20 protein-coding genes are annotated in these 25639 nt (G+C 66.7%); 9 read left to right on the forward strand and 11 right to left on the reverse strand.

The genetic code is table 11. The annotated features are described in order from the left end of the window. Positions 1 to 21 precede the first annotated feature (21 nt). The 7 genes from ACXJJ9_RS11240 to rpsB form a co-directional block, all read right to left on the reverse strand. Positions 22 to 894, reverse strand: a complete 873-nt coding sequence (locus ACXJJ9_RS11240; protein ID WP_457097267.1) for a CDP-archaeol synthase — start codon at positions 892 to 894, stop codon at positions 22 to 24. Further along, a complete protein-coding gene (gene uppS / locus ACXJJ9_RS11245; RefSeq protein ID WP_457097268.1) occupies positions 891 to 1634 on the reverse strand; it encodes a polyprenyl diphosphate synthase in 744 nt (247 codons plus the stop codon). The genes ACXJJ9_RS11240 and uppS overlap by 4 nt, the downstream gene beginning before the upstream one ends. A 100-nt stretch (positions 1635 to 1734) precedes the next feature. Continuing rightward, a complete protein-coding gene (gene frr / locus ACXJJ9_RS11250; RefSeq protein ID WP_310053421.1) occupies positions 1735 to 2292 on the reverse strand; it encodes a ribosome recycling factor in 558 nt (185 codons plus the stop codon). Positions 2293 to 2410: 118 nt separating this feature from the next. Further along, entirely contained in the window at positions 2411 to 3343 is a 933-nt protein-coding gene (locus ACXJJ9_RS11255) for a cation diffusion facilitator family transporter (protein WP_457097269.1), read from the reverse strand. Positions 3344 to 3426: 83 nt separating this feature from the next. Beyond that, on the reverse strand, positions 3427 to 4158 hold the full coding sequence (gene pyrH / locus ACXJJ9_RS11260; protein ID WP_310053418.1) for a UMP kinase: 732 nt from the start codon (positions 4156 to 4158) through the stop codon (positions 3427 to 3429). Between the two features lie 289 nt (positions 4159 to 4447). Further along, positions 4448 to 5326 carry a translation elongation factor Ts gene (gene tsf, locus ACXJJ9_RS11265; protein ID WP_457097270.1) on the reverse strand — a complete coding sequence of 293 codons (879 nt, stop codon included), beginning with the start codon at positions 5324 to 5326 and terminating at the stop codon, positions 4448 to 4450. A 144-nt stretch (positions 5327 to 5470) separates the two neighbouring features. Beyond that, positions 5471 to 6280, reverse strand: a complete 810-nt coding sequence (gene rpsB / locus ACXJJ9_RS11270) for a 30S ribosomal protein S2 (RefSeq protein WP_457097271.1) — start codon at positions 6278 to 6280, stop codon at positions 5471 to 5473. A gap of 389 nt (positions 6281 to 6669) precedes the next feature. On the opposite strand from rpsB, the gene map reads away from it, so the two are divergent. The 6 genes from map to dapE are packed head-to-tail and all read left to right on the forward strand — an operon-like array spanning position 6670 to position 12936. Continuing rightward, positions 6670 to 7446: a type I methionyl aminopeptidase gene (gene map, locus ACXJJ9_RS11275; protein ID WP_457097272.1), complete on the forward strand. Its 777-nt coding sequence runs from the start codon at positions 6670 to 6672 to the stop codon at positions 7444 to 7446. Continuing rightward, positions 7443 to 10058: a [protein-PII] uridylyltransferase gene (glnD, locus tag ACXJJ9_RS11280; RefSeq protein WP_457097273.1), complete on the forward strand. Its 2616-nt coding sequence runs from the start codon at positions 7443 to 7445 to the stop codon at positions 10056 to 10058. Before map ends, glnD begins: the two co-directional genes overlap by 4 nt. Continuing rightward, a complete protein-coding gene (gene dapD, locus ACXJJ9_RS11285) occupies positions 9959 to 10945 on the forward strand; it encodes a 2,3,4,5-tetrahydropyridine-2,6-dicarboxylate N-succinyltransferase (protein WP_457097493.1) in 987 nt (328 codons plus the stop codon). The genes glnD and dapD overlap by 100 nt, the downstream gene beginning before the upstream one ends. A gap of 8 nt (positions 10946 to 10953) precedes the next feature. Further along, on the forward strand, positions 10954 to 11415 hold the full coding sequence (locus ACXJJ9_RS11290) for a hypothetical protein (protein ID WP_457097274.1): 462 nt from the start codon (positions 10954 to 10956) through the stop codon (positions 11413 to 11415). 7 nt (positions 11416 to 11422) lie between these two features. Next, on the forward strand, positions 11423 to 11797 hold the full coding sequence (locus ACXJJ9_RS11295; protein ID WP_457097275.1) for a Spx/MgsR family RNA polymerase-binding regulatory protein: 375 nt from the start codon (positions 11423 to 11425) through the stop codon (positions 11795 to 11797). An 11-nt stretch (positions 11798 to 11808) separates the two neighbouring features. Continuing rightward, positions 11809 to 12936 (forward strand): succinyl-diaminopimelate desuccinylase, encoded by a 1128-nt coding sequence (gene dapE / locus ACXJJ9_RS11300; protein WP_457097276.1) that lies wholly within the window; start codon positions 11809 to 11811, stop codon positions 12934 to 12936. 127 nt (positions 12937 to 13063) lie between these two features. Here dapE and ACXJJ9_RS11305 read toward each other — a convergent pair whose 3' ends face one another. Next, complete coding sequence (locus tag ACXJJ9_RS11305; protein WP_457097277.1) at positions 13064 to 15433, reverse strand: penicillin acylase family protein; 2370 nt, start codon at positions 15431 to 15433, stop codon at positions 13064 to 13066. A 322-nt stretch (positions 15434 to 15755) separates the two neighbouring features. Here ACXJJ9_RS11305 and asnB point away from each other — a divergent pair, with 322 nt between their 5' ends. Together asnB and ACXJJ9_RS11315 are read left to right on the forward strand one after the other, a co-directional pair. After that, on the forward strand, positions 15756 to 17465 hold the full coding sequence (asnB, locus tag ACXJJ9_RS11310) for an asparagine synthase B (protein WP_457097278.1): 1710 nt from the start codon (positions 15756 to 15758) through the stop codon (positions 17463 to 17465). 82 nt (positions 17466 to 17547) lie between these two features. Continuing rightward, complete coding sequence (locus tag ACXJJ9_RS11315) at positions 17548 to 20526, forward strand: EAL domain-containing protein (RefSeq protein ID WP_457097279.1); 2979 nt, start codon at positions 17548 to 17550, stop codon at positions 20524 to 20526. 22 nt (positions 20527 to 20548) lie between these two features. Here ACXJJ9_RS11315 and ACXJJ9_RS11320 read toward each other — a convergent pair whose 3' ends face one another. Both ACXJJ9_RS11320 and parC read right to left on the reverse strand, forming a co-directional pair. Next, positions 20549 to 21205, reverse strand: a complete 657-nt coding sequence (locus tag ACXJJ9_RS11320) for a thiopurine S-methyltransferase (protein ID WP_457097280.1) — start codon at positions 21203 to 21205, stop codon at positions 20549 to 20551. A 48-nt stretch (positions 21206 to 21253) separates the two neighbouring features. Then, positions 21254 to 23497: a DNA topoisomerase IV subunit A gene (gene parC, locus ACXJJ9_RS11325; protein WP_457097281.1), complete on the reverse strand. Its 2244-nt coding sequence runs from the start codon at positions 23495 to 23497 to the stop codon at positions 21254 to 21256. 392 nt (positions 23498 to 23889) lie between these two features. On the opposite strand from parC, the gene ACXJJ9_RS11330 reads away from it, so the two are divergent. Next, the gene (locus ACXJJ9_RS11330) at positions 23890 to 25140 is read left to right on the forward strand and encodes a carboxylate--amine ligase (protein ID WP_457097282.1); all 1251 of its coding nucleotides are present in this window, start codon (positions 23890 to 23892) and stop codon (positions 25138 to 25140) included. A 30-nt stretch (positions 25141 to 25170) separates the two neighbouring features. Here the strand turns inward: ACXJJ9_RS11330 and rnk are convergent, their stop codons facing one another. Continuing rightward, complete coding sequence (gene rnk / locus ACXJJ9_RS11335) at positions 25171 to 25617, reverse strand: nucleoside diphosphate kinase regulator (protein ID WP_457097283.1); 447 nt, start codon at positions 25615 to 25617, stop codon at positions 25171 to 25173. Positions 25618 to 25639 lie beyond the last annotated feature (22 nt).

The raw sequence follows: 25639 nt of genomic DNA on the forward strand, positions 1-25639 counted from the left end.
GAACGCGCGTTCGGCACGGCTTCAGAAGCCAAACATCGCCTTGCCCACCGCGAACACGGGCAGGGCGGCCAGCACGCCGTCGATGCGGTCGAGGATGCCACCATGGCCAGGAATCAGGTGGCCCGAATCCTTCACGCCCGCATGGCGCTTGAGCAGGCTCTCGTACAGGTCGCCGATGACCGAGGCGAGCACGGCCGCCAGCGCGACCAGGGCGACCAGCGGCAGCTGCGCGCCGGTCGCGCCGGCCAGCAGCGATCCGCAGACCCCGACCAGCACGCCGCCCACCACGCCACCGATCAGGCCCTCATAGGTCTTGTTCGGACTAACCCGTGGCGCCAGCTTGCGGTCCTTGAACAGCGTGCCGCCGTAGTGGCGGCCAGCGAAATATGCGGCGCTGTCGGCGGCCCACACGATCGCCAGCGCGGTGAACAACCAGATGTGGCCATTGTTGCCACTGCCGGGACTCCTGGGTTCGCCGGAATGGAGCCACGCCAGCGCGCACCAGGCAGGCAGCACGGCCAGTGCGCCCGCAGCCAGCTTGAAGAAGCGCGCCCAGGTTTGGTGGTTGCTGGCGAAGTTGTAGTTGCGCAGCCACAGCAGCGCGAAGAACCACCACACCACGCCGATCACGCTTGCGAGCTTGAACAGGAAGTAGCTGTAACCTCCCACCGATCGCGACGCCCACACGATCGCCACCATCAGCGCCAGGTGCGCAACCAGCAATACAGTGCGGGCGAGAGTGTCCTCGATCTCCGCGAGTTCGAACCACTCCCACAGGCCGGCGAGAAAAATCACGGCCGCCAACGCCACGATCCACGGCGTCGACAGAAGCAGGATCGCGGCGATCGCGACCGGAGCCATGATCAGGGCAGCCAGCAGGCGGGTTTTCGTCATTCGTTGTTCTCTCGTGGCTGCATGCCCGCGACCTGCTCACCGGTGAGGCCGAATCGGCGCTCGCGGCTGGCATAGTCGTCCAGGGCGCGTCGCAGTGTGGCGGCATCCAGCTCCGGCCACAACGTTTCGGTGAACCACAACTCGGTATAGGCCAGCTGCCACAACAGGAAGTTGCTGACCCGCGTATCGCCGCCGGTACGGATGAACAGGTCGGGCGCGGGCAGGTCGGCAAGGGCGACACGGGCGGCGAGCAGGGTTTCGTCGATCGCTTCGGGATCGAGGCGACCGGCGGCGACGTCGCGGGCGAGGGAACGTGCGGCCTGTGCGATGTCCCAGCGGCCGCCGTAGCTGGCGGCGATGGTCAGGTGCAGGCGCGTGTTGCCGGCGGTCTGCACTTCCGCGGCGGCCATGCGCGCACGGATGGCTTCGGCGAAGCGTTCGCGCTCGCCGATGAAGCGGATGCGCACGCCGCGACGGTCGAGTTCGTCGACCTCGCGTTCGAGCGCACCCAGGAACAGCTTCATCAATGCACCGACTTCGTCCTCAGGACGTCCCCAGTTCTCGCTGGAAAACGCGAACAGGGTGAGCGCCTCGATGCCGGTTTCGAGACAGAAATCGATGCACAGGTTGACCGTACGCGCGCCGGCGCGGTGGCCGATCATGCGTGGCCGGCGGCGTCGCTGCGCCCAGCGGCCGTTGCCGTCCATGATGACGGCGAGATGGCGGGGAATCGTGCTCATCAAGCTGGGCGTGGCAGGTGGGAACGGGTGATCGCAGGGGCGCTCATGGGCAGGACGGCCGTGGTCGATGCGCCGTCCCCATTCCAGTTCCGGCGAACCGTCAGACCGCCATCAGTTCCTGTTCCTTCGCCTTCACCACGTCGTCGACGTCCTTGATCGCGCTGTCGGTGATCTTCTGGATCTCGCCTTCGGTGCGCGTCGCCTCGTCCTCGGTCACCTTCTTTTCCTTCAGGAGTTCCTTGACCTGGCTGTTGGCGTCGCGGCGGATGTTGCGGATGGCGACCTTGGCATCCTCGCCCTCGCCGTGCACATGCTTGGAGAGCTCCTTGCGGCGCTCTTCGGTGAGGGCGGGCAGGTTGAGGCGGATCACGGTGCCGGCGGTGTTGGGGGTGAGGCCCAGGTCCGAAGCCAGGATCGCTTTCTCGACCGCGCTGACCATCTGCTTTTCCCACGGCGTGATCGTCAGCGAGCGTGCGTCGGAGACGGCGACGCTGGCGACCTGGCTCAGCGGCATCTCGGAGCCGTAGTAGTTCACCTTGATCGAGTCGACCAGTCCGGCCGAAGCGCGGCCCGTGCGTACCTTCACGAGGTCGTGGCGCAGCGCATCGACGCTCTTGGCCATGCGGGTCTGGGCGTCTTTCTTGATCTCGTTGAGCATCGCCGGCTCCGGTCCTGTAGTGGATGGTGCGCCCGGAGGCGCATCGATAGGCGCGGGATTATAGCGGCGGGAAGGCGGTGGGCCGAAATTCCGCGGAAATCCGCAGGCGGGGCCGCCTTCAGTGGGCGTGCGGCGCGCGATCGTGGCGGTCGTGCTCGCATCCCGCCCCTCGCTCGACCTGCAGCGTGGGATGGTTGATGCCGAAGCGGTCGTCCAGCTCGCTGTTGATGCGGTCGATGAAGGCGTCGTGGTCGCGGTCGTCGGGGCGAACCAGGTGCGCGGTCATTGCGACCTCGCCCGCGCCCAGCGACCAGATGTGCAGGTGGTGCACGGCTGCAACGCCCGGTTGCGAAGCGAGGTAGGCCTGCACTTCGGCCTGGTCGATGCCGCGCGGAACCGCATCCATCGCGGCGTTGAAGCTCTCGCGCAGCAGCCCGAAAGCCCCCAGCGCGACTACGGCGCCGATGAGCAGTGCGGTCACCGGATCCAGCCATTCCCAGCCCAGCCACAGCATGCCCGTACCGGCGAACACCGCGGCCAGCGAAACCGCGGCGTCGGCGACCAGGTGCAGGAAGGCACCGCGACGGTTGAGGTCATGGTCGTGGCCATCGCGCACGAACCACGCGGCGCCCAGGTTCACCGCGATGCCGATCGCGGCAACGATGATCACCGGCAGGGCGGGGATTTCCGGCGGTGCGGAAAAACGCCGGATCGCTTCCCAGCCCAGCGCGCCGGAAAACGCTACCAGCAACAGCGCATTCGCCAGGGGCGACAGCAGGGTGGCGCGGCGCCAGCCGTAGGTGTGGCGCGCGGTAGGGGCGCGTTTCGCGATGACGGCAGCGCCCCAGGCCAGTGCGAGCCCCAGGACGTCCCCCAGGTTGTGCAGCGCATCGGAGAGCAGCGCCAGCGAATTGGTGGCGAAGCCGTAACCGGCCTCCAGCACCGTGTAGGCGAGGTTGATCAGGGTGACGACGGCAAAGGCGCGTGTGCTGCTGCCATGGCTATGGCCATTGCCATGCCCGTCGTGGTCGTGGTGGTGTCCGAGGCCCATGCCCGATCCTGTCATGCGGCAGGGCCGCAACACTATTGCGGCCGGATTCGCATCCGGACCTGTATGGGGAAAGCGTCCGCCCGTTACAGGCCGGCGTTGCGTCCGCGCACCAGCGTGCCGATGTTTTCGCCGCGCAGGATGCGCAGCAGCACGCCCGGCTGGCTCATGTCGAAGATGCGCAGCGGCAGGTCGCTGTCGCGGCACAGTGCGAAGGCCGCGGTGTCCATCACCTGCAGGTTGCGGGCGATGACTTCGTCGTAGGTGAGCTTGTCGAAGCGCACCGCATCGGCGTGCTTCTTCGGATCCTTGTCGTACACGCCATCGACCTTGGTCGCCTTGAGCAGCAGGTCGGCACCGATCTCGATCGCGCGCAGCGCTGCGCCCGAGTCGGTAGTGAAGAAGGGGTTGCCGGTGCCGGCGGCGAAGATGGCCAGGCGGCCCTTCTCGAGATGGCGCACGGCGCGGCGGCGGATGTAGTCCTCGCACACGTCGTTGATCTTGATGGCGCTCATCACCCGGCACTTGGCGCCGAGCTTTTCGAGGGCGTCCTGCATCGCCAGTGCGTTGATCACCGTCGCCAGCATGCCCATCTGGTCGCCCGTGACGCGGTCCATGCCACCGGCCGCGAGGCCCGCGCCGCGAAAGATGTTGCCGCCGCCGATCACCAGCGCCACTTCGGCCCCGGCTTGCTGCGCCTCGATCACCTCGCGCGCAAGGCGGTTGAGCACCACCGGGTCGATGCCGTAATCCTCGTTCCCCATCAGCGCCTCGCCGGACAGTTTCAGCAGGACACGGCGATAGGCGAGCTGGGACATGGCGACCTCGGGGTTGGCGGCGCGGGATGCAAACGGCGGAATTGTAGCCGATGCCAGGTCCCTCTCCCCGCTTGCGGGGAGGGGGTGCCCGCAGGGCGGGTGAGGGGAGGCGAGCGCAGCGAGCTGCTGTAGCTGTTGCCTTTGCTCCGCAAGCGAAGAGCAACTCGCTACGCTCGCTCCCCCTCTTCTGCCCTGCGGGCATCTTCTCCCCGCAAGTGGGGAGTAGAAAAAAGAGAAACCCGCGGTTTCCCGCGGGTTTCTCGTGATCGAACCACGATGGCCGGGTCGCTTAGACCTGCATCGCCTTGGCGACTTCGGCGGCGTAATCCTCAACCACCTTCTCGATGCCTTCGCCAACCACCAGGCGCTGGAAACCGACGACGTCGGCGCCGGCGGCCTTCACCGCCTGCTCGACTGTCTGGTCGCTGTTCAGCACGTACGGCTGGCCGTACAGGGTGACCTCGTTGACGATCTTGGCGATCTTGCCGCTGATGATCTTCTCGAGGATCTCGGCCGGCTTGGCCTTGTCCTTGTCGGACATCTTGGCCAGCTCGATTTCCTTTTCCTTCGCAACGAACTCGGCCGGCACGTCGGCCGCCTTGTTGTACGGCGGGTTCATCGCGGCAATGTGCATCGCGATGCCACGGGCCAGGTCCATGTCGCCGCCCTTGACCTCGACCAGCACGCCGATCTTGCCGCCGTGCACATAGGCGGCGACGTTGTTGCCGGTGCTGATGGTGGCCATGCGACGCACCTGGATGTTCTCGCCGAGCTTGGCGATGGCGGCAGCGCGGGTTTCCTCGACGGTTTCACCGGACGGCAGCTTGGCGGCCTTCAGGGCGTCGACGTCGGCGGCGCCAGACGTCAGCGCAGCCTTGGCGACGGCATCGGCGAAGCCGATGAAGTTGACGTCCTTGGCGACGAAGTCGGTTTCCGAGTTGATCTCGACCAGCACGGCCTTGCCGCCATCCTGGGCGACCGCGATGCGGCCTTCGGCGGCGACGCGGCTGGCCTTCTTGTCGGCCTTGGCGAGGCCCGACTTGCGCAGCCATTCGGCCGCGGCGTCGATGTCGCCGTTGTTCTCGGTGAGTGCCTTCTTGCACTCCATCATGCCGGCGCCAGTGCGCTCGCGCAGTTCCTTGACCAGGGAAGCGGTGATTTCTGCCATGGGGGTTACCTCGGAAAATTTGTAGGGCAAGCCTCGGCTTGCCGGAATGGCGTGGCAGGCCATGGCCCGCGCAACGCGAATGCGATTGTTGCGGCCGCGCAGCTTGGCGCGSCCGCAACTCGCTGGTTGTGAAGCCGGCGAGTCTTACTCGGCGGCTTCGGCCTTCTTGGCCGGGGCCTTCTTGGCCGGGGCACGGCCACGCGGGGCCTTGTCGTCGCCTTCGGCAGCGGCTTCGGTGAACTCTTCCTCACGGACCGAAGCGGCCTGCGGGGCGGCGGCCTTGCCTTCCAGCACCGAGTCGGCGGCGGCGCGGGCGTACAGCTGCACGGCGCGGATGGCGTCGTCGTTGCCCGGGATGGCGTAGTCGACCAGTTCCGGATCGTAGTTGGTGTCGACGACCGCGATCACCGGGATGCCGAGCTTCTTGGCTTCCTTGATGGCGATGTCTTCGTGGCCGACGTCGATCACGAACAGGGCGTCGGGCAGGCGGTTCATTTCCTTGATGCCGCCCAGCGAGGCTTGCAGCTTCTCGCGCTCGCGGCGCAGGGTCAGCACTTCGTGCTTGACCAGCTTCTGGAAGGTGCCGTCGGTTTCAGCGGCTTCCAGTTCCTTCAGGCGGGCGACCGACTTCTTCACGGTGGCGAAGTTGGTCAGGGTGCCGCCCAGCCAGCGCTGGGTCATGAACGGCTGGCCGCAACGCTCGGCTTCTTCCTTGATCGCGTCGCGCGCGGAGCGCTTGGTGCCGACGAACAGGATGACGCCGCGCTTCTGCGCAACGCCCGAGATGAAGTTCATCGCGTCGTTGAACAGCGGAACGGTCTTCTCGAGGTTGATGATGTGGATCTTGCCGCGGGCACCGAAGATGTACGGACCCATCTTGGGGTTCCAGTAACGGGTCTGGTGGCCGAAATGGACGCCGGCTTCCAGCATCTGGCGCATGGTGATCTGGGGCATTGCATTACTCCGATGAGGAACCGGCCTCCTTCGATGGGCTCAGGATGAGCGACACATCTAAGGACGGCTCGCCATTGAAGGCGACGGTTCCGGGGTTGGGCCTCCCCGCTGCTTCCGTGGCCGAACTCCGGTCCTGTTGGACCTGGAGCACCCCGGCACGGGCTGTGGCAGCGGGTGTGTATTCGCCGGTGTCGCCCGGCGTGGCGGTCCGTGGCAGGCCACAGAGCCGCGGAATTATGCCGGTCCCGCCGGTCCCGGGCAACCTCGCGGCCAACGATGGCCCGGGAGCCCGCCGGATCGGTCCTCCCGGAGGTCGAAAGGTCCCTTCACTAGGCCCACCTGCCGCGGGGGCGGGCCAAGCCTGGCCCTACATGGGCGATAATTCACGGATGCCCATCACCATCAAGACCCCGGACGAGATCGAGAAGATGCGCGTCGCTGGCCGCCTGGCCGCCGAAGTGCTGCAGGTCGTCGCCCCCCACGTGAAGCCCGGCGTGTCCACGGCCGAGCTCGACCGCATCTGCCACGACCACATCGTCAAGGTCCAGAACGCCATACCGGCCAACGTCGGCTACAAGGGCTTTCCGGCGACGATCTGCACGTCGGTCAACAACGTCATCTGCCATGGCATCCCGAGCGAGGCCAAGATCCTCAAGGACGGCGACATCATCAATATCGATGTCACCGTGATCAAGGATGGCTGGCACGGCGATACCAGCCGCATGTACATCGCCGGCATGCCGTCGGTGATGTCGAAGCGGCTGGTCGACGTCACCCGCGAGGCCATGTTCCGCGGCATCCGCACGGTCAAGCCGGGTGCGACCCTGGGCGATATCGGCAACGCCATCCAGCAGTACGCGGAAGGCGAACGCTTCAGCGTCGTGCGCGAGTACTGCGGACACGGCATCGGCAAGGTCTACCACGAGGATCCGCAGGTGCTGCATTACGGCCGCCCGGGCGAAGGACTCGTGTTGAAGCCGGGCATGACCTTCACGATCGAACCGATGATCAACGAAGGCCAGCGCCATACCAAGTTGTTGCCGGATGGCTGGACCGTGGTCACCAAGGACCGCAAGTTGTCCGCGCAATGGGAGCACACGGTGGCGGTGACCGAAACCGGCGTCGAGATCCTCACGCGATTGCCGGGCGACGACAACGACCTGTGAGCACACCGGCGACCGACCAGCACGATCCGGTCGCCGATGCGCAGTGGGCCGCGGCGACGCGCAGCGCGATCGCCGAGAACGACGCCGCACTGGCCGCGCGCTTCGACGACAACGGTGATATCGACCGCCTGCTCGCTGCGCGCGCGCAGAAAGTCGATGCCGTGGTGCGCGAGGCGTGGTCGCACTGCCTGCCGCAGGATGCCGTCCTGTCGCTGTTCGCGGTGGGCGGCTATGGCCGCGGTGAACTCTTCCCGCAATCGGACATCGACCTGCTGGTGCTTGGCGAGGCCGATGCGCAGGCCGGGCATGCGGACGCGCTCGCCCGTTTCTTCACCCTGCTATGGGATGCCGGACTGCCGGTCGGCCATGCCGTGCGTTCCGCAGCCGAGTGCACGCGCGCCGCGCACGAGGACATCACCGTACTTACGGCCCTGCTGGAAGCGCGGGTGCTGGCCGCCGATCTCGACGCGGCGTCGCAACTGGCTGCCGCGGTTTCTCCCCAGCTGATCTGGCCGCCGCGCGATTACTACGCAGCCAAGCGCGAAGAGCAGCGCGCGCGCCATGCCCGGTTCGGCGACACCGCGGACAACCTCGAACCGAACCTCAAGGAAGGCCCGGGCGGCCTGCGCGATGTGCAGACATTCCGCTGGATGGCGCTGCGCATCATCGGCACCTGGGATCCCGATTCGCTGATGGCGATCGGCCAGCTGGGCGCCGATGAATTCGCGACGCTCGAACGCGAGCGCCGCGCTCTGTCGCGCCTGCGCTTCGGCCTGCACCTGGTGGCCGGCAAGCGCGAGGAGCGCCTGCGCTTCGACTACCAGAAACTGCTGGCCGCACGCCTTGGCCACGTCGACAGCGCCGATAATCTTGCCGTCGAACAGATGATGCAGGGCTTCTACCGCAGCGCCGCGCTGGTGTTGCGCATCGGCGACCGGCTGTTGCAGCGTTTCGAGGAGCAGTCGGAGGGCGAGGCCACGCCCGAAGCGATCGACGACCTGTTCGAACTGCGTCGCGGGTACCTCGCTGCGCGCGATGCGGCGTGGCCACACGACGCAGGCCATGTCTTCGCCCTGTTCGCGCTCTGGGCAGCGCGCGAGGATGCGCGCGGCCTGCATTCGCGCACCGCGCGTGCACTCGCCGAGGCCCTGCCGCTCATTCCGGCCTACAACGAAGCGAGCCCCGCATTGCGCCAGCGATTCATGCGCCTGCTGCGCGGTCCACAGGCCGTGGAGACCCTCAAGCGCATGGCGCGCCTGGGTGTCCTGGGGCGCTGGATTCCCGCGTTCGCGAGTGTCTCCGGGCGCATGCAGTTCGACCTCTTCCATGTGTTCACGGTGGACCAGCACACGCTCGCGGTACTGAAGAACCTCGCCGCGTTCGCCTCCGGCGAGCCTGATGAGCGCTTCGCACTCGCGCACCAGGTGTGGCCGCGACTGCGCAAGCCGGAAGTGCTGCTGCTCGCAGGCCTGTTCCACGACATCGCCAAGGGCCGTGGCGGGGACCACTCCGAACTGGGCGCCGTCGATGCGCGCGAGTTCTGCGAAGCGCACGGATTGTCCGAAGGCGACACCGCCCTGGTGGAATGGCTGGTGCGCCAGCACCTGCTGATGTCGATGACCGCGCAGAAGCAGGACATCGCCGATCCCGAGGTAATCCACCGCTTCGCCACGCGCGTTGCCGATCGCGAACGCCTGGACAACCTGTACCTGCTGACCTGCGCCGACATCGCCGGCACGTCACCGAAACTGTGGAACGCGTGGAAGGACCGGCTGATGGCCGACCTGTACACCGCCACGCGCCTGGCCCTGCGTCGCGGGCTGGAGAATCCCGTCGCGGTCGGGGAACGCAGCGCGGAAACGCGCAACGGCGCGCGTGCCACGCTCACGGCGTTTGGCAGCAGTGATGCCGAGGTGGACGCGCTGTTCGCGCGCATGCCGCAGATCGGCTTCGAGCGCGGCCGCCCGGACCAGATCGCCTGGCAGGCGGCATCGCTGCGCGAACTTGCCGTGGGCGAGGGCTGCGTGCGCGCCCGTCCGGTCAGCGGCAGCGAGGGTGCATTGGAAGTGTTTGTCCATTCCCCCGACCGCGACGGCCTGTTCGCCGCGATCGTGGCCACGCTCGATCGCCTCGGCCTCGCCATCCAGCAGGCCCGCGTGCTCGATGGTCCGCACGGCATGGTGTTCGACAGCTTCCAGGTCATGCCGGCCGATCCGCGCCAGACGCCGAGCGCTGAAGAGGTCGAACTGCGCCTGGCCCACGCACTGGCCGGCTCGCTCGATGACATCCGTCCGACGCGGCGTGCACAGCCACGGCATCTGCGCCATTTCCGCATTGCCGCGCACATCGGTTTCGACCGCGTGGCCGGCGGCAGCGCCGAGCGCACGATGCTGAGCCTCGTCTGCACCGACCGCCCCGGCCTGCTCGCCGATGTCGCCCAGGCGCTGCGCCAGCATCGGCTGCGTGTGCACGATGCGCGCATCGCCACCTTCGGCGAACGCGCCGAGGACGTATTCCAGATCACCGACCGGCGCGACCAGCCGCTGGACGAAACGCAACAGCAGGCGCTGCGGGAAACGCTGCTCGCCTGCCTCGATGGAGAAAAGCAATGAATGAGAAGAAGACGGCCCGCAAGGTGACTAAGAAGGCCGCACCGAAGAGCCCGGGCGTCGAAGAACTGAAGTTCATGGTCGAAAGCGCATTCGAGCGCCGGGCCATGCTCAGCCTCGACGAGATCGACGGGTCCACGCGGCCAACGGTGGAGCGCGTGATCGCCGGACTTGAAAAAGGCGAGTTCCGCGTGGCCGAGCCCGATGGCAAGGGTGGCTGGAAGGTCAACGAGTGGCTGAAGAAGGCGGTGCTGCTGTACTTCCGCGTCAACGAGATGCAGCTGGTCGATGCGCAGCCGGCGCCGTTCTGGGACAAGGTCCCGGCGCGCTTCGAGGGCTTCGGTGAAAGCGATTTCCGCAAGCTCGGCGCCCGCATCGTGCCGGGCGCGATCGCGCGCCGCGGCGCCCACATCGGCAAGGACGTGGTGCTGATGCCGAGCTTCGTCAACATCGGCGCGCACGTTGGCGAGGGCACGATGGTGGATACGTGGGCAACGGTCGGGTCCTGCGCGCAGGTCGGCAAGCATTGCCACCTCAGTGGCGGTGCGGGCATCGGCGGCGTGCTGGAACCGCTGCAGGCGTCGCCGACGATCATCGAGGACCATTGCTTCATTGGCGCGCGTTCGGAGGTGGTGGAAGGCTTCGTTGTCGGCCATCACAGCGTGATCGGCATGGGTGTTTTCCTGGGCCAGAGCACGCGCGTCTACAACCGCGCCACGGGCGAGATCAGCTACGGTTCCGTGCCTCCTTACAGCGTGGTCGTTTCCGGACAACTGCCCGCGAAGGACGGATCGCATTCGCTGTACTGCGCCGTCATCGTCAAACAGGTGGACAAGAAGACGCTCTCCAAGACCTCGATCAACGAATTGCTGCGCGGGCTGGCCGAGTAAGGGAAACCATGGAACGAATTTCTTCGGGACAGACTTTCTTCATCAAACGGATATTTCCTGCCTTCTGGTTCGGAATCCTCGTGTTGTCCCTGGTAATCGGGGCAGCGACGGGGGCATGGAGGAAGGGGCCGATGTTCGTGATCCAGCCGCTGCTGATGGCTGCCTTCGGGTTCTTCCTGTTCCGCAAGCTGCTCTGGGATCTCGCCGACGAAGTCCGTGACGGCGGCAATTACCTGCTGGTCAGGAGAGGAAGCGTCGAGGATAGGATTGCGCTGGCCAGTGTGATGAACGTGGATTCAAGCCAGTTCACCAATCCGCGGCGCATCACTCTGCGCCTGCGTTCGGCCAGCAAGCTGGGCGACCAGATCGTATTCATTCCGAAAACCTCGTTCCAGCTCAATCCCTTCGCGCGCAATCCCGTGGCCGAGGCGTTGATCCTGCGCATCGACCGGTTGCGCCACCCGACTTGAAACCGACATGACAACTCTCTACGGCCTCAACAACTGCGATACCTGCAAGAAGGCGCGCAAGTGGCTCGACCGCTTCGGCATCGCGCACGCGTTTGTCGACTACCGCGATAACCGGCAGTCGCCGGAAACGCTGGTCGAATGGAAGGACAGGCTCGGCGGCTGGGACGCGATGATCAACAAGTCGTCGACCACCTGGCGCACCCTGCCGGACAACCGCAAGGCACCGGGTTCGGACGCGGAATGGAAACTGCTGCTGAAGGAGTATCCGCAGCTGATCCGGCGTCCGGTCGTGGTCACCGATGACGGAGCGATCACGCAGGGATTCAGCGACAACGGTTTCAAGCTGCGTTTCGGTACATCCCTCATGAAGGCTGGCAAGTGAGCGCGACCGGCATGAGTGAAGTCGTCAACCTCACCAAGGAACTGATCACCCGGCCGTCGATCACGACGGACGACGCCGGCTGCCAGCGGCTGATCGCCGAGCGGCTGCGACGCGCGGGTTTTGCCTGCGAACACCTGCGTTTCGGTGAAGTCGACAACCTGTGGGCGACGCATGGAGCAGGCGCGGAAACCCTGGTGCTGCTGGGCCACACCGATGTCGTGCCGCCGGGCCCGCGCGAGGCCTGGGCCAGCGACCCGTTTGTCCCGGAAGTCCGCGACGGACTGCTGTATGGGCGCGGTGCCGCTGACATGAAGGGCAGTGTGGCCGCGTTCGTGATCGCGCTGGAGCGCTTCGTGGCCAGGCATCCGGACCACCGCGGTCGCGTCGCACTGCTGCTGACTTCGGACGAGGAAGGCGATGCGGTCGATGGCGTCCGCAAGGTCGCCGACCTCTTCCGGGAGCGCGGCGAACGCATCGACTGGTGCATCACCGGTGAACCCTCGTCGAAGGCGAAGCTGGGCGACCTGCTGCGCGTCGGCCGTCGCGGCACGCTGTCGGCGACGCTGACGGTGCGTGGCATCCAGGGCCACGTTGCCTATCCCGAGAAGGCGCGCAATCCCATCCACCAGGCCATGCCGGCGCTGGCCGAACTCGCCGCGCGTCGCTGGGACGATGGCTATGAGACGTTTCCGCCGACCAGCCTGCAGATCAGCAACATCAATGCCGGCACGGGGGCCAACAACGTGATTCCCGGCGAGCTGCGGGTGCTGTTCAACCTGCGCTACAACCCGAACTGGCGCGCGGTGCAGCTGGAGCAGGAATGCGAGACCGTGCTGCGCGCGCATGGCCTGGAATTCGAGGCGCAGTGGCACCGCGGTGGCGAACCGTTCCACACCCCGGAAGGACCGCTGCGTGCCGCGGCGCGCGACGTGCTGGAGAAATTCGGTGGTGCCGCGCCGGAGGAAAGCACGGGCGGCGGTACCTCGGATGCGCGTTTCATCGCGCCGCTGGGCACGCAGTGCATCGAGATCGGACCGGTGAACGCCAGCATCCACAAGGTCGATGAGCACGTGGCCGTGGCGGACCTGGAAAGGCTGCCGGACTTGTACCTCGAGCTGATCGAGAAGGTGCTCGCGTAAGGAATGGGTTGCCCCATTGCGAAGACAAGAAGGCGGGCCTTTGCCCGCCTTTTTAATTGATCACGAAGCGCGCTCCCCGTCGTTCGCCTTGGCAAGCCGCGCGCGCGGCATTCCTCTGATCGGGCGCTCAGGGGGTGTGGGGGGCGGGTCGCATTCGCAGGCTGTATTGCGTGGCGCCGGGCAGGAAAGGTGTAGGCCGTCCGTGCACCCAGTCGTCATGTCCCGCGCCCCAGAACGGCGACAGTGGATTGCCGCTCTGGCCACCGGGCATGTGGATGATGCCGTCGGCCTCGTGGCCGGGCGACACCACCATGCGTTCGGATGCGCCGAAGTCGGGCGCCTGCACGCGCGGCATGGCGACATCGCCCGCGAGCGATTCGAATGGCATGCACAGGGCGCCGCGGGCGAACGAGGGGAGGGCCCGTGCCAGCGGGTGGCATATCTTCGCCGTGTTCTGTTCACCCCAGGTGCGCGCGGACAGCGGGCCCTGCTGCTCCAGGGTGTCGCGCACCTCGCGTGCGGCATCTTCCAGCAGCGCATCCCAGTCCGCATAGCGCGGCGAGAGCAGGTGCGCGGGGCGCTGCGTCACCAGCGGCCAGACGAAGCTTTCCTGCTGCTGCAATCCCGGCAACACGAAGTCCTTGCCCAGTGCGACCTGCGCGGGCGCGGTCAACCCATCGACCACGCGATCGCTCACGGCCCTCCGCCAGGCGCGCGTGATGCGGTAACTCACCGAATCGGTGCTCGCACGGCCCTGCCACGTCGCGGCCGCGGCTGCCAGTTCGCCGATCGCTGGCGCCCTGGTGCGCGCGGCTTCGTCGCGCAGCAGCTGCCACCACGGCTGCAGGAACAGCGCGCGGTCATCGAGCTGGACCGCGAGCAGGTCGCGTTCGTCCAGTCGCGACTTCGCGAACAGGTCGTCGCGGATCTGCTTCGCGCGCGCGCCCAGCGTGCTGCCGCCATCGCCTGCCATCTTCAGTACTTCATCGCCGGCAACGCGATTGTTGGCGGTCCACAGGCGTCCATGCGTCGGTGTAAGCAGCGGCGCACGCGAGGTGCTGATGGGCCACGCCGGACACGCGGAAACCGGACCGGTGAATTCGACGGGTTGCGCCGCGTCGCACGCGGCATCGCGCACCGGGATGGGCCCGAGCCAGCGCCAGCCGATCTGCCCCTGGCTGTCGGCGATCAGCATGTTCTGCGCGGGAATCGCGACGTTGCGGGTGATCGCCACGGCGTCTGCCAGCGACTGCGCGTGCGTCAGTTCGACCAGGTTGAGGTTCAGCGATCCGGGCAGGTGCGCCGCCCAGCGCAACGCCAGCGCGCGGCCGCGCGCGTCGTGCGCCATGACCGGACCCCAGTCGGTTTCCTCGACGTCGTAGTCGACCGGCTTCGCACCGGCCACTGCGATCCTCTCGGCGTGGTGCACCGACGGAACGCACGACGAGGTCGCTTTTCCGGCGCACACGTCCTGCACCGCCCAGTCGAGCGTATCGACATAGCTGTTGGTGAAAGCCCATGCCACGTGGCCAGTGCTGCCCACGACCGTGAACGGAAGGCCGGGCAGGGTGAAGCCGCCAATGTCCACGCGCCCGCCGGGGGCCTGCGCGTCGGGATAATGCAACTGCGCGCGGAACCAGATGTTCGGCGCGCGCAGGCCCAGGTGCATGTCGTCGGCGACGATCGCGCGGCCATCGCGGGTGACTGCCCCGGACACGGCGAAGTTGTTGCTGCCGATCACCCGCGGCATGGGCTTCGCTTCACCCTGCTTTGCAGGGTGGGGGAGCTTGCGCAGGTCGACTTCGTCCGCCGTCGGCAGCGCCGCGTCGCCGCGTGGTCCGCCTGTCAACGGCGCGTCCCAGCGGCTGCCGTCGTGCGTGAGCAGCTTGAACAGCGCGGGCGGCAGGTGCGGGCGCATCTTCCACAGCGCCAGCTCGCGTGCGTTCTCGCCATCCTGCAGGTCGAAGTACATCGCATAGGCGACCAGCGGCGAATCGCTGAGTCGCCACGGCTTGGGTTGCGTGCGCAGCAGCAGGTAAGGCCATGGCCGGACCTTGAGATCGCCCAGGCCGGCGTTGACGCCCTCGACATAGGCCTGCATCTGCGGCCGGTGCGTGCCGACGATTTCGTCGAGGTTCGCGTCCACGCGGGCGCGGAAGCGATGGATGCGGTGTTGCTTGTCGAGATCGACCGCGATGGGGCCGAACAGTTCGGCGAGCTCGCCCGCGGCGGTGCGGCGCAGCAGGTCCATCTCGAAGTAGCGTTCCTGCGCATGCACGTAACCGAGTGCGCGCATGGCGTCCGCCTGGTTCGCCGCTTCGATGGTGACCACGCCGAGCTTGTCGCGCTGCACCGTCACGGGCGCGGACAGGCCGGTCAGCGACAGTTCGCCATCGAGCTTGGGCAGGCTCCCGCGCAATAGCCACCAGGCCGCCACCGCCAGGACAACAAGCAACAGCAAAAGGGCGAGCAGCCCCCGCCGGATCCACTTCATCATGGGTGTTCCCTCCGCGACGAAGCTTAGCCGAAGTGGCCGTCGCCGCCGTTGCACCAGAAACGATCGCTTGCAAGCGGCGCCCGCCTCAAGCAGGATCGATCCATGACATCCCTGCAGGCCCCTGATCGCATGTCCTTCGCCGCGCTGCGCGGCCGCATGCCCGTGGCCCGCCTGAACAATAACAACCGCAATAACGCCAGCCTCCCGCGGGCCGGCGATTAGCGCGCGTTACAGACCGCTCAATCGCTCACGAAGCCCGCGCCAAAAGCGCGGGCTTCTTCGTTTCGTCCCTTCAAAACCCAGGAAAACAAAGGAGTCCTCCATGTGTTCCATCCTCGGCATTTTCGGCCTGCAGGCCGGCGACGATCTCCACGTCCTGCGCCGACGCGCGCTGGAGCTGTCCCAACGCCAGCGCCATCGTGGACCGGACTGGAGCGGGGTGTACCAGGACGAAGGCACGATCCTCGTCCACGAACGCCTGGCGATCGTCGATCCCGCCGGCGGCGCGCAGCCGTTGCGCTCGGAAGATGGCGGGCTGGTGCTGGCCGTCAACGGCGAGATCTACAACCATCGCGAGTTGGAGCAGCAGCTGGCCAAGCCGTATGCGTTCCAGACCGGCTCCGACTGCGAAGTCATCAACGCGCTGTACGCAGCCGGTGCAAGCAGTGCCAGCGACGACATCGGCGCATGGTTCAACGCGTTGAATGGCATCTTCGCCTTCGCCCTGTGGGACCGCCCGCGGCAGCGCTACGTGATCGCACGCGATCCGATCGGCGTATGTCCGCTGTACTGGGGCCACGATGCCGAGGGCCGCCTGTGCGTGGCCTCGGAAATGAAGGCCCTGGCCGACACCTGCGCCGATGTCGCGCAGTTCCCGCCGGGTCATTACTTCGACAGTTCCAGGGGCGAACCGGTGCGCTACTACGTCGCGCCGTGGCGCGATTACGCCGTGACCCAAGGTGTGGAAGTGGCGAAGCAGGAACTGCGCGAGGCCTTCGAGCGCGCGGTGCATCGCCAGCTTATGACCGACGTGCCCTACGGCGTGCTGCTGTCGGGCGGACTGGACTCGTCACTGGTCGCCGCGGTCGCGGCACGCTATGCGCGCCGTCGCGTCGAGGACGACGACCGGGCCGAAGCGTGGTGGCCGCGCCTGCATTCCTTCGCGATCGGCCTGGACGGATCGCCGGACCTGGCCGCGGCGGAAGTCGCCGCGGCGGCGCTCGGGACGGTGCACCACGGCTTCACGTACACCTTCGAGGAGGGCCTCGACGCCCTGCCGGAAGTGATCCGGCACATCGAGACCTACGACGTCACCACGATCCGCGCCTCGACGCCGATGTTCCTGCTGGCGCGCCGGATCAAGGCGATGGGCGTGAAGATGGTGCTGTCGGGCGAGGGCAGCGACGAGGTGTTCGGCGGTTACCTGTATTTCCACAAGGCGCCGAACGCCCGCGAGTTCCATGAGGAAACCATCCGCAAGCTCGACGCACTGCACAGTCATGATTGCCTGCGAGCCAACAAATCGATGATGGCCTGGGGCGTGGAGCCGCGCGTTCCGTTCCTCGACCGTGAATTCCTCGATGTCGCGATGCGGATGGACGCCCGGTTCAAGATGGCGGGCGTCGACGCCCGCGGCGCGCGGCGCATCGAAAAGGCGATCCTGCGGGAGGCCTTCGCGGGCTACCTGCCCGATTCGATCCTGTGGCGGCAGAAAGAGCAGTTCAGCGACGGGGTCGGCTACGGCTGGATCGATGGCCTCAAGACGCACGCCCAGGCGCAGGTGAGCGACCGCGTGTTTGCCGCCGCCGCGAGCCGCTTCCCGGTCAACCCGCCGCAGGGCAAGGAGGCCTACCTGTACCGGCATATCTTCGAGCAGTTCTTCCCGGGCGTGGCCTGCGCGCAGACGGTGCCGGGCGGCAAGTCGATCGCGTGTTCCTCGCCGGCCGCGATCGCGTGGGACGCGGCGTTCGCGGCGATGGCGGATCCATCGGGACGGGCGGTGGCGGGAGTGCACCAGGCCGCATTGGCGTAGCATCGGAGCATGGGCACCGACGGCTGGATCGGCCGCTCGGAAGAGGCCGCTTCACGCCCGTTGCGGCGTTGGTATGGGTGGCATGGCCAAGTCATTCCAGATGTCGGGTGGGCACGGAAATTCCGCGTCCGCTTCCGCGCGCGTATTGGAGGGGGTATCGATCCCCGAGGCGCCGACGAGGCCGGGAGAAGTCGACGCGATCGTGCTGCGTCTGGCCGAAACCATGTTCGGCTGCCGCGACGTGCGCCTGGTGTGGGTTTCCGGCACGACCCCGGAGGGGCATCTGCGTCGGCACCAGTGGCCCACGACGCCGTTGTCGCATGAAGAGGCGTTGCTGATCGAAGCGGCCCAGCACCGTCACGCGAGCGTCACCGGCGGCATCGTCCGCGATGGCTGGGTGCGGGTTGCCCACGCACTGGACTATGCGCGGGCCGTGTTTGTCGCGGAATGGCCCGAGGCGTGCACCCGGGCAGGCGGCACGCCCCCGGGGTTGCTCGATTTTCTTACCCTGCTCGCCGCGCGCATGCGCGCCGAGATCGAACTCGTGGCGGCACACCACGCCACCGGACGCATGGGCAAGGCGGCACGACTGCAGCGCGCGCTGTATTCGATCGCCGATCTCGCCAGCAGCGAACTCGACATGCAGGAGATGCTCCGCCGCACGCATGCGGTGGTGGCCGGCCTGATGTACGCGCAGAACTTCCTGATCGCCCTGCATGCCCCGGACCGCGACACCCTGCGATTCGTGTATGCCGCGGATGAGAAGGGACTGCGTGGGCTGGAGGTGGGCGAGGAGGTTCCCACGGCCGGCGTGCCCAACAGCCTGACGCTGGCGGTGATCCGCAGTGGCCTGCCGGCGATGGGGCCGTCCGCACAACTGCGGGAGCAATTCGGCCTGGGACCGCCCGGCAAGCTGGGCCCGGACAGCGCCGACTGGCTGGGCGTGCCCATGGTCGCCGAGGGCGTGGTTCTCGGCGCCGTGGTGGTACAGAGCTACGACCGCGCGAGCCGTTATGACGAAGAGGATCGCGCCCTGCTGGGATTCGTCGCCCAGCACATCCTGACCGCATTGCGACGCAAGCAGGCGCAGGAAGAACTGGAACATCGGGTGCAGGAACGGACGAGCGCGCTGATGGCGGAGGTGGTGGAGCGCCAGCGCGGCGAAAAACTGCAGTCCGCGCTCTACACCATCGCCGACCTCGCCAGCAGCGACCTGGCCATGAACAGGATGCTGCGACGCATCCACAGAGTGGTCGGCGAACTGATGTACGCGCGGAACTTCATCATCGCGTTGTACGACGCCGAGCGTGAGACGCTGCGGTTCATCTACCACGCCGACGAGAAGGACCCGGGCATCGTCGATCCGCAAGTGGAGATCCCGGAAGCGGACATGCGCGACAGCATCACCTTCGGAGTGATCCGCAGTGGTCACATGGTGATGGGTAGCCCCGGGCAGGTAACGCGGCAGCTCGGCATCCGCGAAGGCGCGCTCGTAGGCGCCGCCTTCGAAGACATTCTTGGCGTGCCGATGGTGACCGAGGGCAAGGTGCGCGGGGCGGTGCTGGTCCAGAGCTATGACGCCAACGAGCGCTACGGCACCGAGGATCGCGCCCTGCTGGCCTACGTGGCCCAGCACATCCTGACGGCGCTCGACCGCAAGCAGGCGCAGGCCGAACTCGAGCATCGCGTGGCCGCGCGCACGGGCGAACTGGCCCAGGCCGTGAGCGAACTGCGCGAGCAGATCGGCGAGCGCGAACGGGCCGAACAGCAGTTGATGCACGAGACCATGCATGACTCGCTCACCGGCTTGCCTAATCGCAGTTACCTGTATGGGGCAATCGAGCGGTCGCTCGCGCGGCTCGAACGCAATCCGAGCCATCGCTTCGCCGTGCTGTTCCTCGATCTCGACCGTTTCAAGGTGGTCAACGACAGCGTCGGGCACCTGGCGGGCGATGAAATGCTCAAGGAGGCGGGATCTAGGCTGGCTGCCTGCGTGCGGCCTTTCGATGTCGTGGCGCGCCTGGGCGGGGACGAGTTCGCGGTGTTGCTGGAGGACGTCAACCTGCCCGAGGACGCAATCCACGTGGCGGAACGGGCGATCCAATCGCTGAGCGAGCCCATGCACATCGGCGGCAAGGAGCTGTTCACTTCGGCGAGTATCGGCATCGCGTTGGGCAATTCGCGTTACCGCCTGGCGGAGGAACTGCTGCGCGATGCCGACGTGGCCATGTACCGCGCCAAGGCGCACGGCCGCCAGCGCTTCGAGATCTTCGACGAGCGCCTCCACCAGGAAGCGCTCAAGCTGCTCGAGCTGGAGAGCGACCTGCGCCGTGCCATCCAGCGCTATGAGTTCGAGCCGCACTTCCAGCCGATCGTGCGCCTGTCCGACGAGCACGTCGTTGGCTACGAGGCGCTGATACGCTGGCGCCATCCCCGACGCGGCCTGGTGGCGCCGGGCGAGTTCCTGGGGGTGGCGGAGGAAAACGGCAGCGTCGAGCAGATCGATTGGCAGATGTTCGAGCGCACCTGTCGTGAAATCGGGATGCTGGGTGACGACAGCACTTACGTCACCCTGAACGTGTCACCCCGGCACTTCCGCTCGCCCGTGCTGGCGGGACAGATGATCGAGTTGTTCGATACTTACGACCTGCCGCATGAGCGTGTCCGGGTGGAGGTCACCGAAGGCGCACTGCTCGACAATCCCGAACAGGTGCGCGTCACTCTGGAAGCGCTACGCGCCGCCGGGGTCGTGGCCGCGCTGGACGACTTCGGTACCGGCTATTCCTCGCTGAGCTACCTGCACCGTTTCCCGCTGCACACACTGAAGATCGACCGCTCGTTCGTGAGCGCCCTGCAGCGTGGGGATCGCGGTGGCAGCGCGCCGGTAGTGCGCGCGGTACTGGCGATGGCGCGCACCCTGGGCATGGATGTGATCGCCGAGGGCGTGGAGACCGTCGAGCAGCGCGAGTGCCTGCTGGAAATGGGTTGCGAGCTGGGGCAGGGCTTCCTGTTCTCCCGCGCGCGGCCGGTTGCCGAATGGGCGGCGCGGCGCGCCCACTGACGCCGGGCCATCCTTTGGCCTGTCAGCGCCGCTGCAGCCGATAGACCACCGTGTCCAGCCGGGTCACGCCTTCCGCGATGAAGGCAGGCTGCTGCGCGAGGATGTCGCGTCGCTCGAGCACTTCGACATCCCAGTCCGGGCCGTACAGGTCGCGCACCTCGGATTCGCTCACGCTGAAGGGCGGTCCATTCTTCTCGCCTTCGGGATACTCGAGCGTGATCAGCAGTCCGCGGCAGCCTTGCGGCAGCAGCGAGTAGAGTTCGCGCACGTAGCGCCTGCGCAGTTCAGGCGGCAGCGCGATGAGCGCAGCGCGATCGAATACGACGCTGCAGTCGGCCAGCGCCTGCGCATCCAGCGAGAACACGTCGCCGCAGATCACTTCGATAGCGCCGGCGAGGTAGTGCGTGCCGTACTTCGACTCCCGTACTTCTGGCACGACGCCGTGTCCCGCGATGAACTGCCCGATCGCCAGCGTCGACAGTTCCACGCCCAGTACCCGGTATCCCCGCGAGGCGAACCAGACCATGTCCAGCGACTTTCCGGCCAGCGGGACGAATATCTTCGCGCCCACCGGCATGCCGATCGCCGGCCAATGCTTGACCAGCAGCGGCGTCGGCTTGTCCTGGTGGAAGCCGATCTGGTTGTCCTGCCAGCGCTGGTGCCAGAAGTCGGGTTCCATTATTCGACCCGCGCCAACTCACGCGCCGCAGCGCATGGGAAGAGGAAGTTACTGGACATCCAGCCCTTCCACCTTCTGCCAACCCCTCGGCAACAAACCGCCTCGCGTTGCGCGCGCACCAACGTACGGTTCGAGGTCCTTGAACGACAGGGACATCGTGCGCGCACCCGATTTCACCACCAGGGTCGAAACCGGCGCGACCACGGCAACGGCGACCACGCGTTCGGTGCCGAGCTTGGCCTTGGGGATGTCGATGATCTTGTTGCCCTTGCCCTTGTCGAGTTCGGGCAGTTCCGATACCGGGAACGCGAGCAGGTGGCCGACGTTGGTCACGGCGACGACTCTATCGTTGGCGCCCGGGGTGACCAGTGCGGGCTGCAGCACCTTGGCGTTCGGCGTGAGCGACAGCATGGCCTTGCCGGCCTTGTTGCGGCCGGTAAGGTTCTCGAAACGGGTAGTGAAACCGTAGCCATGCGACGAGGCGAGCACGAACTTCGTGTCGTTCTCGCCCGAGGCGATGGCCTGGAACGACGCGCCCGATACCGGCGAGAACCGGCCAGTCAGTGGCTCGCCGTTGCCGCGTGCCGAAGGCAGCGTATGCGCGACGGTCGAATACGACCGGCCAGTGGAATCAAGGAAAGCCACCTGCTGCGTGCTGCGCCCCTTCACGGCGGCGAGCAGGCCATCGCCGTCGCGATAGCTCAGTGTCGAGGCATCGATGTCGTGGCCCTTGGCCGCGCGCACCCAGCCCTTTTCGCTCAGGACAATCGTCATCGGTTCGCTGGCGACCWGTTCGGTTTCCGACAGGGCCTGCGCGGCGCCGCGCGCGACCAGCGGCGAACGGCGCGCGTCGCCGAACTTCTTGGCATCTGCGATCAGCTCGTCCTTCACCAGCTTCTTCAGTTTGGCCTTGCTGTCCAGCGTCGCGATGATGCGGTCGCGCTCGGTTTCGAGCTCGGCTTCCTCGCCGCGGATCTTCATTTCCTCCAGGCGCGCCAACTGACGCAGCCTGGTCTCCAGGATGTAGTCGGCCTGGTCGTCGCTGAGCTTGAAGCGCTGCATCAGCACCGGCTTGGGTTCGTCCTCGCTGCGGATGATGCGGATCACCTCATCCAGGTTGAGGAACGCGATCAGCAGGCCTTCCAACAGGTGCAGGCGGCGCTCGACCTTGTCGAGGCGGTGCCTGAGGCGGCGGGTCACCGTATCGGTGCGGAAATGCAGCCACTCGCCAAGGAACGCCTTGAGTCCCTTCACCTGCGGGCGGCCGTCGAGCCCGATGATGTTCAAGTTGACGCGGAAGCTCTTTTCCAGGTCGGTCGTGGCGAACAGATGCCCCATCAGCTGCTCGGCATCGACGCGATTGGAGCGCGGTACCAGCACGATGCGCGTGGGATTGGCGTGGTCGGACTCGTCGCGGATGTCCTCCAGCCACGGCAGCTTCTTCGCGCGCATCTGCGTGGCGATCTGCTCGATCACCTTGCTCGGGGACGCCTGGTAGGGCAGCGCGGTGATGACGATGTTGGCGCCGTCCCTCTCGAACACGGCGCGGGCGCGCACGCTGCCCAGGCCGGTTTCATACATCGAGAGCAGGTCCGCGCGTGGCGTGATGATTTCGGCCGTGGTCGGGTAGTCCGGGCCGAGGATGTGTTCGCACAGGTCGCGCGTGGTCGCGTCGGGATCGTCGAGCAGGCGCACGCAGGCGCTGACCACTTCATTGAGGTTGTGCGGCGGCACGTCGGTGGCCATGCCGACGGCGATGCCGGTAGTACCGTTGAGCAGCAGGTGCGGCAGGCGCGCCGGCATCCAGGTCGGTTCTTCCAGCGTGCCGTCGAAGTTGGGGTCCCAGTCGACCGTGCCCTGGCCCAGCTCGCCCAGCAGCACTTCCGCGATCGGCGTCAGCTTCGACTCGGTGTAGCGCATGGCCGCGAACGACTTGGGGTCGTCGCTGGAACCGAAGTTGCCCTGGCCCTCGATCAGCGGATAGCGGTACGAGAACGGCTGCGCCATCAGCACCATCGCCTCGTAGCAGGCGCTGTCGCCATGCGGGTGGTATTTGCCGATCACGTCGCCGACGGTGCGCGCGGACTTCTTCGGCTTGGCGCCGGCGTTGAGGCCGAGCTCGCTCATCGAATAGATGATGCGGCGCTGCACCGGCTTGAGGCCGTCGCCGAGGAAGGGCAGGGCGCGGTCGAGCACGACGTACATCGAATAGTCGAGGTAGGCGCGTTCGGCGTATTCGCGCAGGGGGATCTGTTCGAAACCGTGGAAAACCGGACGTACGGGGTCGCTCATGGCGTGGTGCGAGCCTTGGGGAAAGTCTGGGGAGCGATTGTAACGGTGCCGCGATGCGGTCCAACGCAGAACCGCCGCGAGCTGCTTGCCGGGTTCAATTCGCAGAAGGGCAAGGAGGCCCGCGCCAATCTGCGAATCGGGCAGCGCTTTCCTCCGAAGCACTGCGTTCGCACGGACCGTGCCGGGGCAAGTCGCTCGTCTGTTCCGCCTCCCGCGCGGCGGCGGACGTGCATCACGCGATCATGACCTGAACGGGTCCATTGTCGTCCGCGCCGTCACCGAGCCGTGGCGGACGTTGTTTCTTCACTGTTATGTCGGTTTGCCTGAACGACCACGCGTCGTGGAATCGTGAGCCGATCGGCCACGACGTGAGAACCGCCGGAGCATGCCCAGTGAACGCCATGCGCAACTTCGATGAAAGGAAGCCACCGAAGGTGCCAGCAATAGTGCTGGGTCGGGGTTATACCGGACTGGGCACCCTGCGGTCCCTGGCGATGGCGGGCATTCCCGCCTACGTCGCCTGTCCCCCCGGTGACCTGGTGACGCGTTCGCGCTGGTACCGCCCGTTGCCGGGCAATGTGTCCTGGGATGGCGAAGTACGCGCCGATATCGACGACGTGCTGCACGCGCTGCCGTTCCCGCGTGCGGTGATGATCGCGGCACGCGACGACCTTGCCCTGTGGCTCGCCGACCTCGCGCGGGGCCCGCATTCGCAGCGCTTCCGGGTGAGTTCCAGTTCACGCGAAGCGCTGGAGATCCTGCAGGACAAGGCGCGTTTTGGCGAGTTCCTGGCACGGACCGACATTCCGCACCCGCGCACTTTCACGGTCCAGTCGCGGGCGGACATCGATGCCATTCCATTCCAGGACCTGGATCGCGTTTTCATCAAGCCGGCCGATTCGCACAACTTCCGCCGCGAGTTGGGGGTCAAGGGCATCTGGGCGGAGACGCGGGCCGAGTTCGAGGAGATCTGGGCCAGGTTGGACGCGCAGGGCTACAAGGTACTGGCGCAGGAATACGTTCCCGGCAAAAGTTCCGACCATTATTTCATCGACGGATTCCGCGACCGCGATGGCAACCTGAAGGCGATGTTCGCGCGCCGCAGGCGGCGGATCTATCCCCCCGATTTCGGCAACAGCTCCTATTGCGAGAGCATTCCGCTGGCCGAGACCGGCGCCGCGGTCGGGCATCTCACCCGCTTGCTGAAGTCATTGGAGTACCGCGGCATCTTCAGCGCGGAGTTCAAGCGCGATGCCAGGGATGGCGAATTCCGGATACTGGAAGTCAACACGCGCGCCTGGTGGTATGTCGAATTCGCCGCGCGGTGTGGCATGAACGTGTGCCGGATGGCCTACGAGGATGCACAGGAAGCACCGGTGGCCGCGGCTCCCGGCCACTATCCCGTCGGCGCCGGATGCGTGAACTTCTATCGCGACCTCAAGTCGGTGCTGGCCGAACGCAGGCGCGGCTCGGTCACGGTCACGCTTGGACAGGCGCTGGGCAACTGGGCCAACGCGCACCACCACGTGTTCCGCTGGGACGATCCGGGGCCGGCACTGTCCATTGTGTGGGAGCGCATGGGCCGCGCGGGTGCCGCTGATGGCGTGGTGCGCACCCCGGGAAAGTCCGGGGAACGCTTGTAACGGCGTCGTCGACGCGGCCCCGTGGGGCGATCAGCGGTGGAATTCGCCGGCCGCTTCGGGTTGGTAGTCGAGCGAGAGCACACGCAGGCCGAGATGGCCGCCAGGGACTGGCCAGCGGATGGCGTCTCCCACGCGCAGGCCCAGCAATGCGCTGCCGACCGGCGCCAGTATCGAGACCCTGCTGGCGCTGCCGTCGGCGTCGCGCGGATAGACGAGGGTGACTTCGCGGACCTCGTCGCTTCCCTCGATGGCGAAGCGCGCGGTGGAATTCATGGTGATGACGTCCGGCGGCACACGCGCCGGTTCGATGACGTCGGCGCGGTCCACTTCGGCGCGCAACGCGGATGTGTCGACGGATTGCGCGACGGGAGAATCGAGCAGCGCTTCGATGCGTTCGCAGTCGAGGCGGGAAATGAGCAGGGAGGCAGTTGCTGTCGAGGTTGCGGAGATCGGTTCGTTCAGGCGTCTTGTGTTCATGGGAGCTCCAAAAAAGGAAACG

It is taken from the genome of Lysobacter sp. P5_B9, assembly GCF_054049835.1.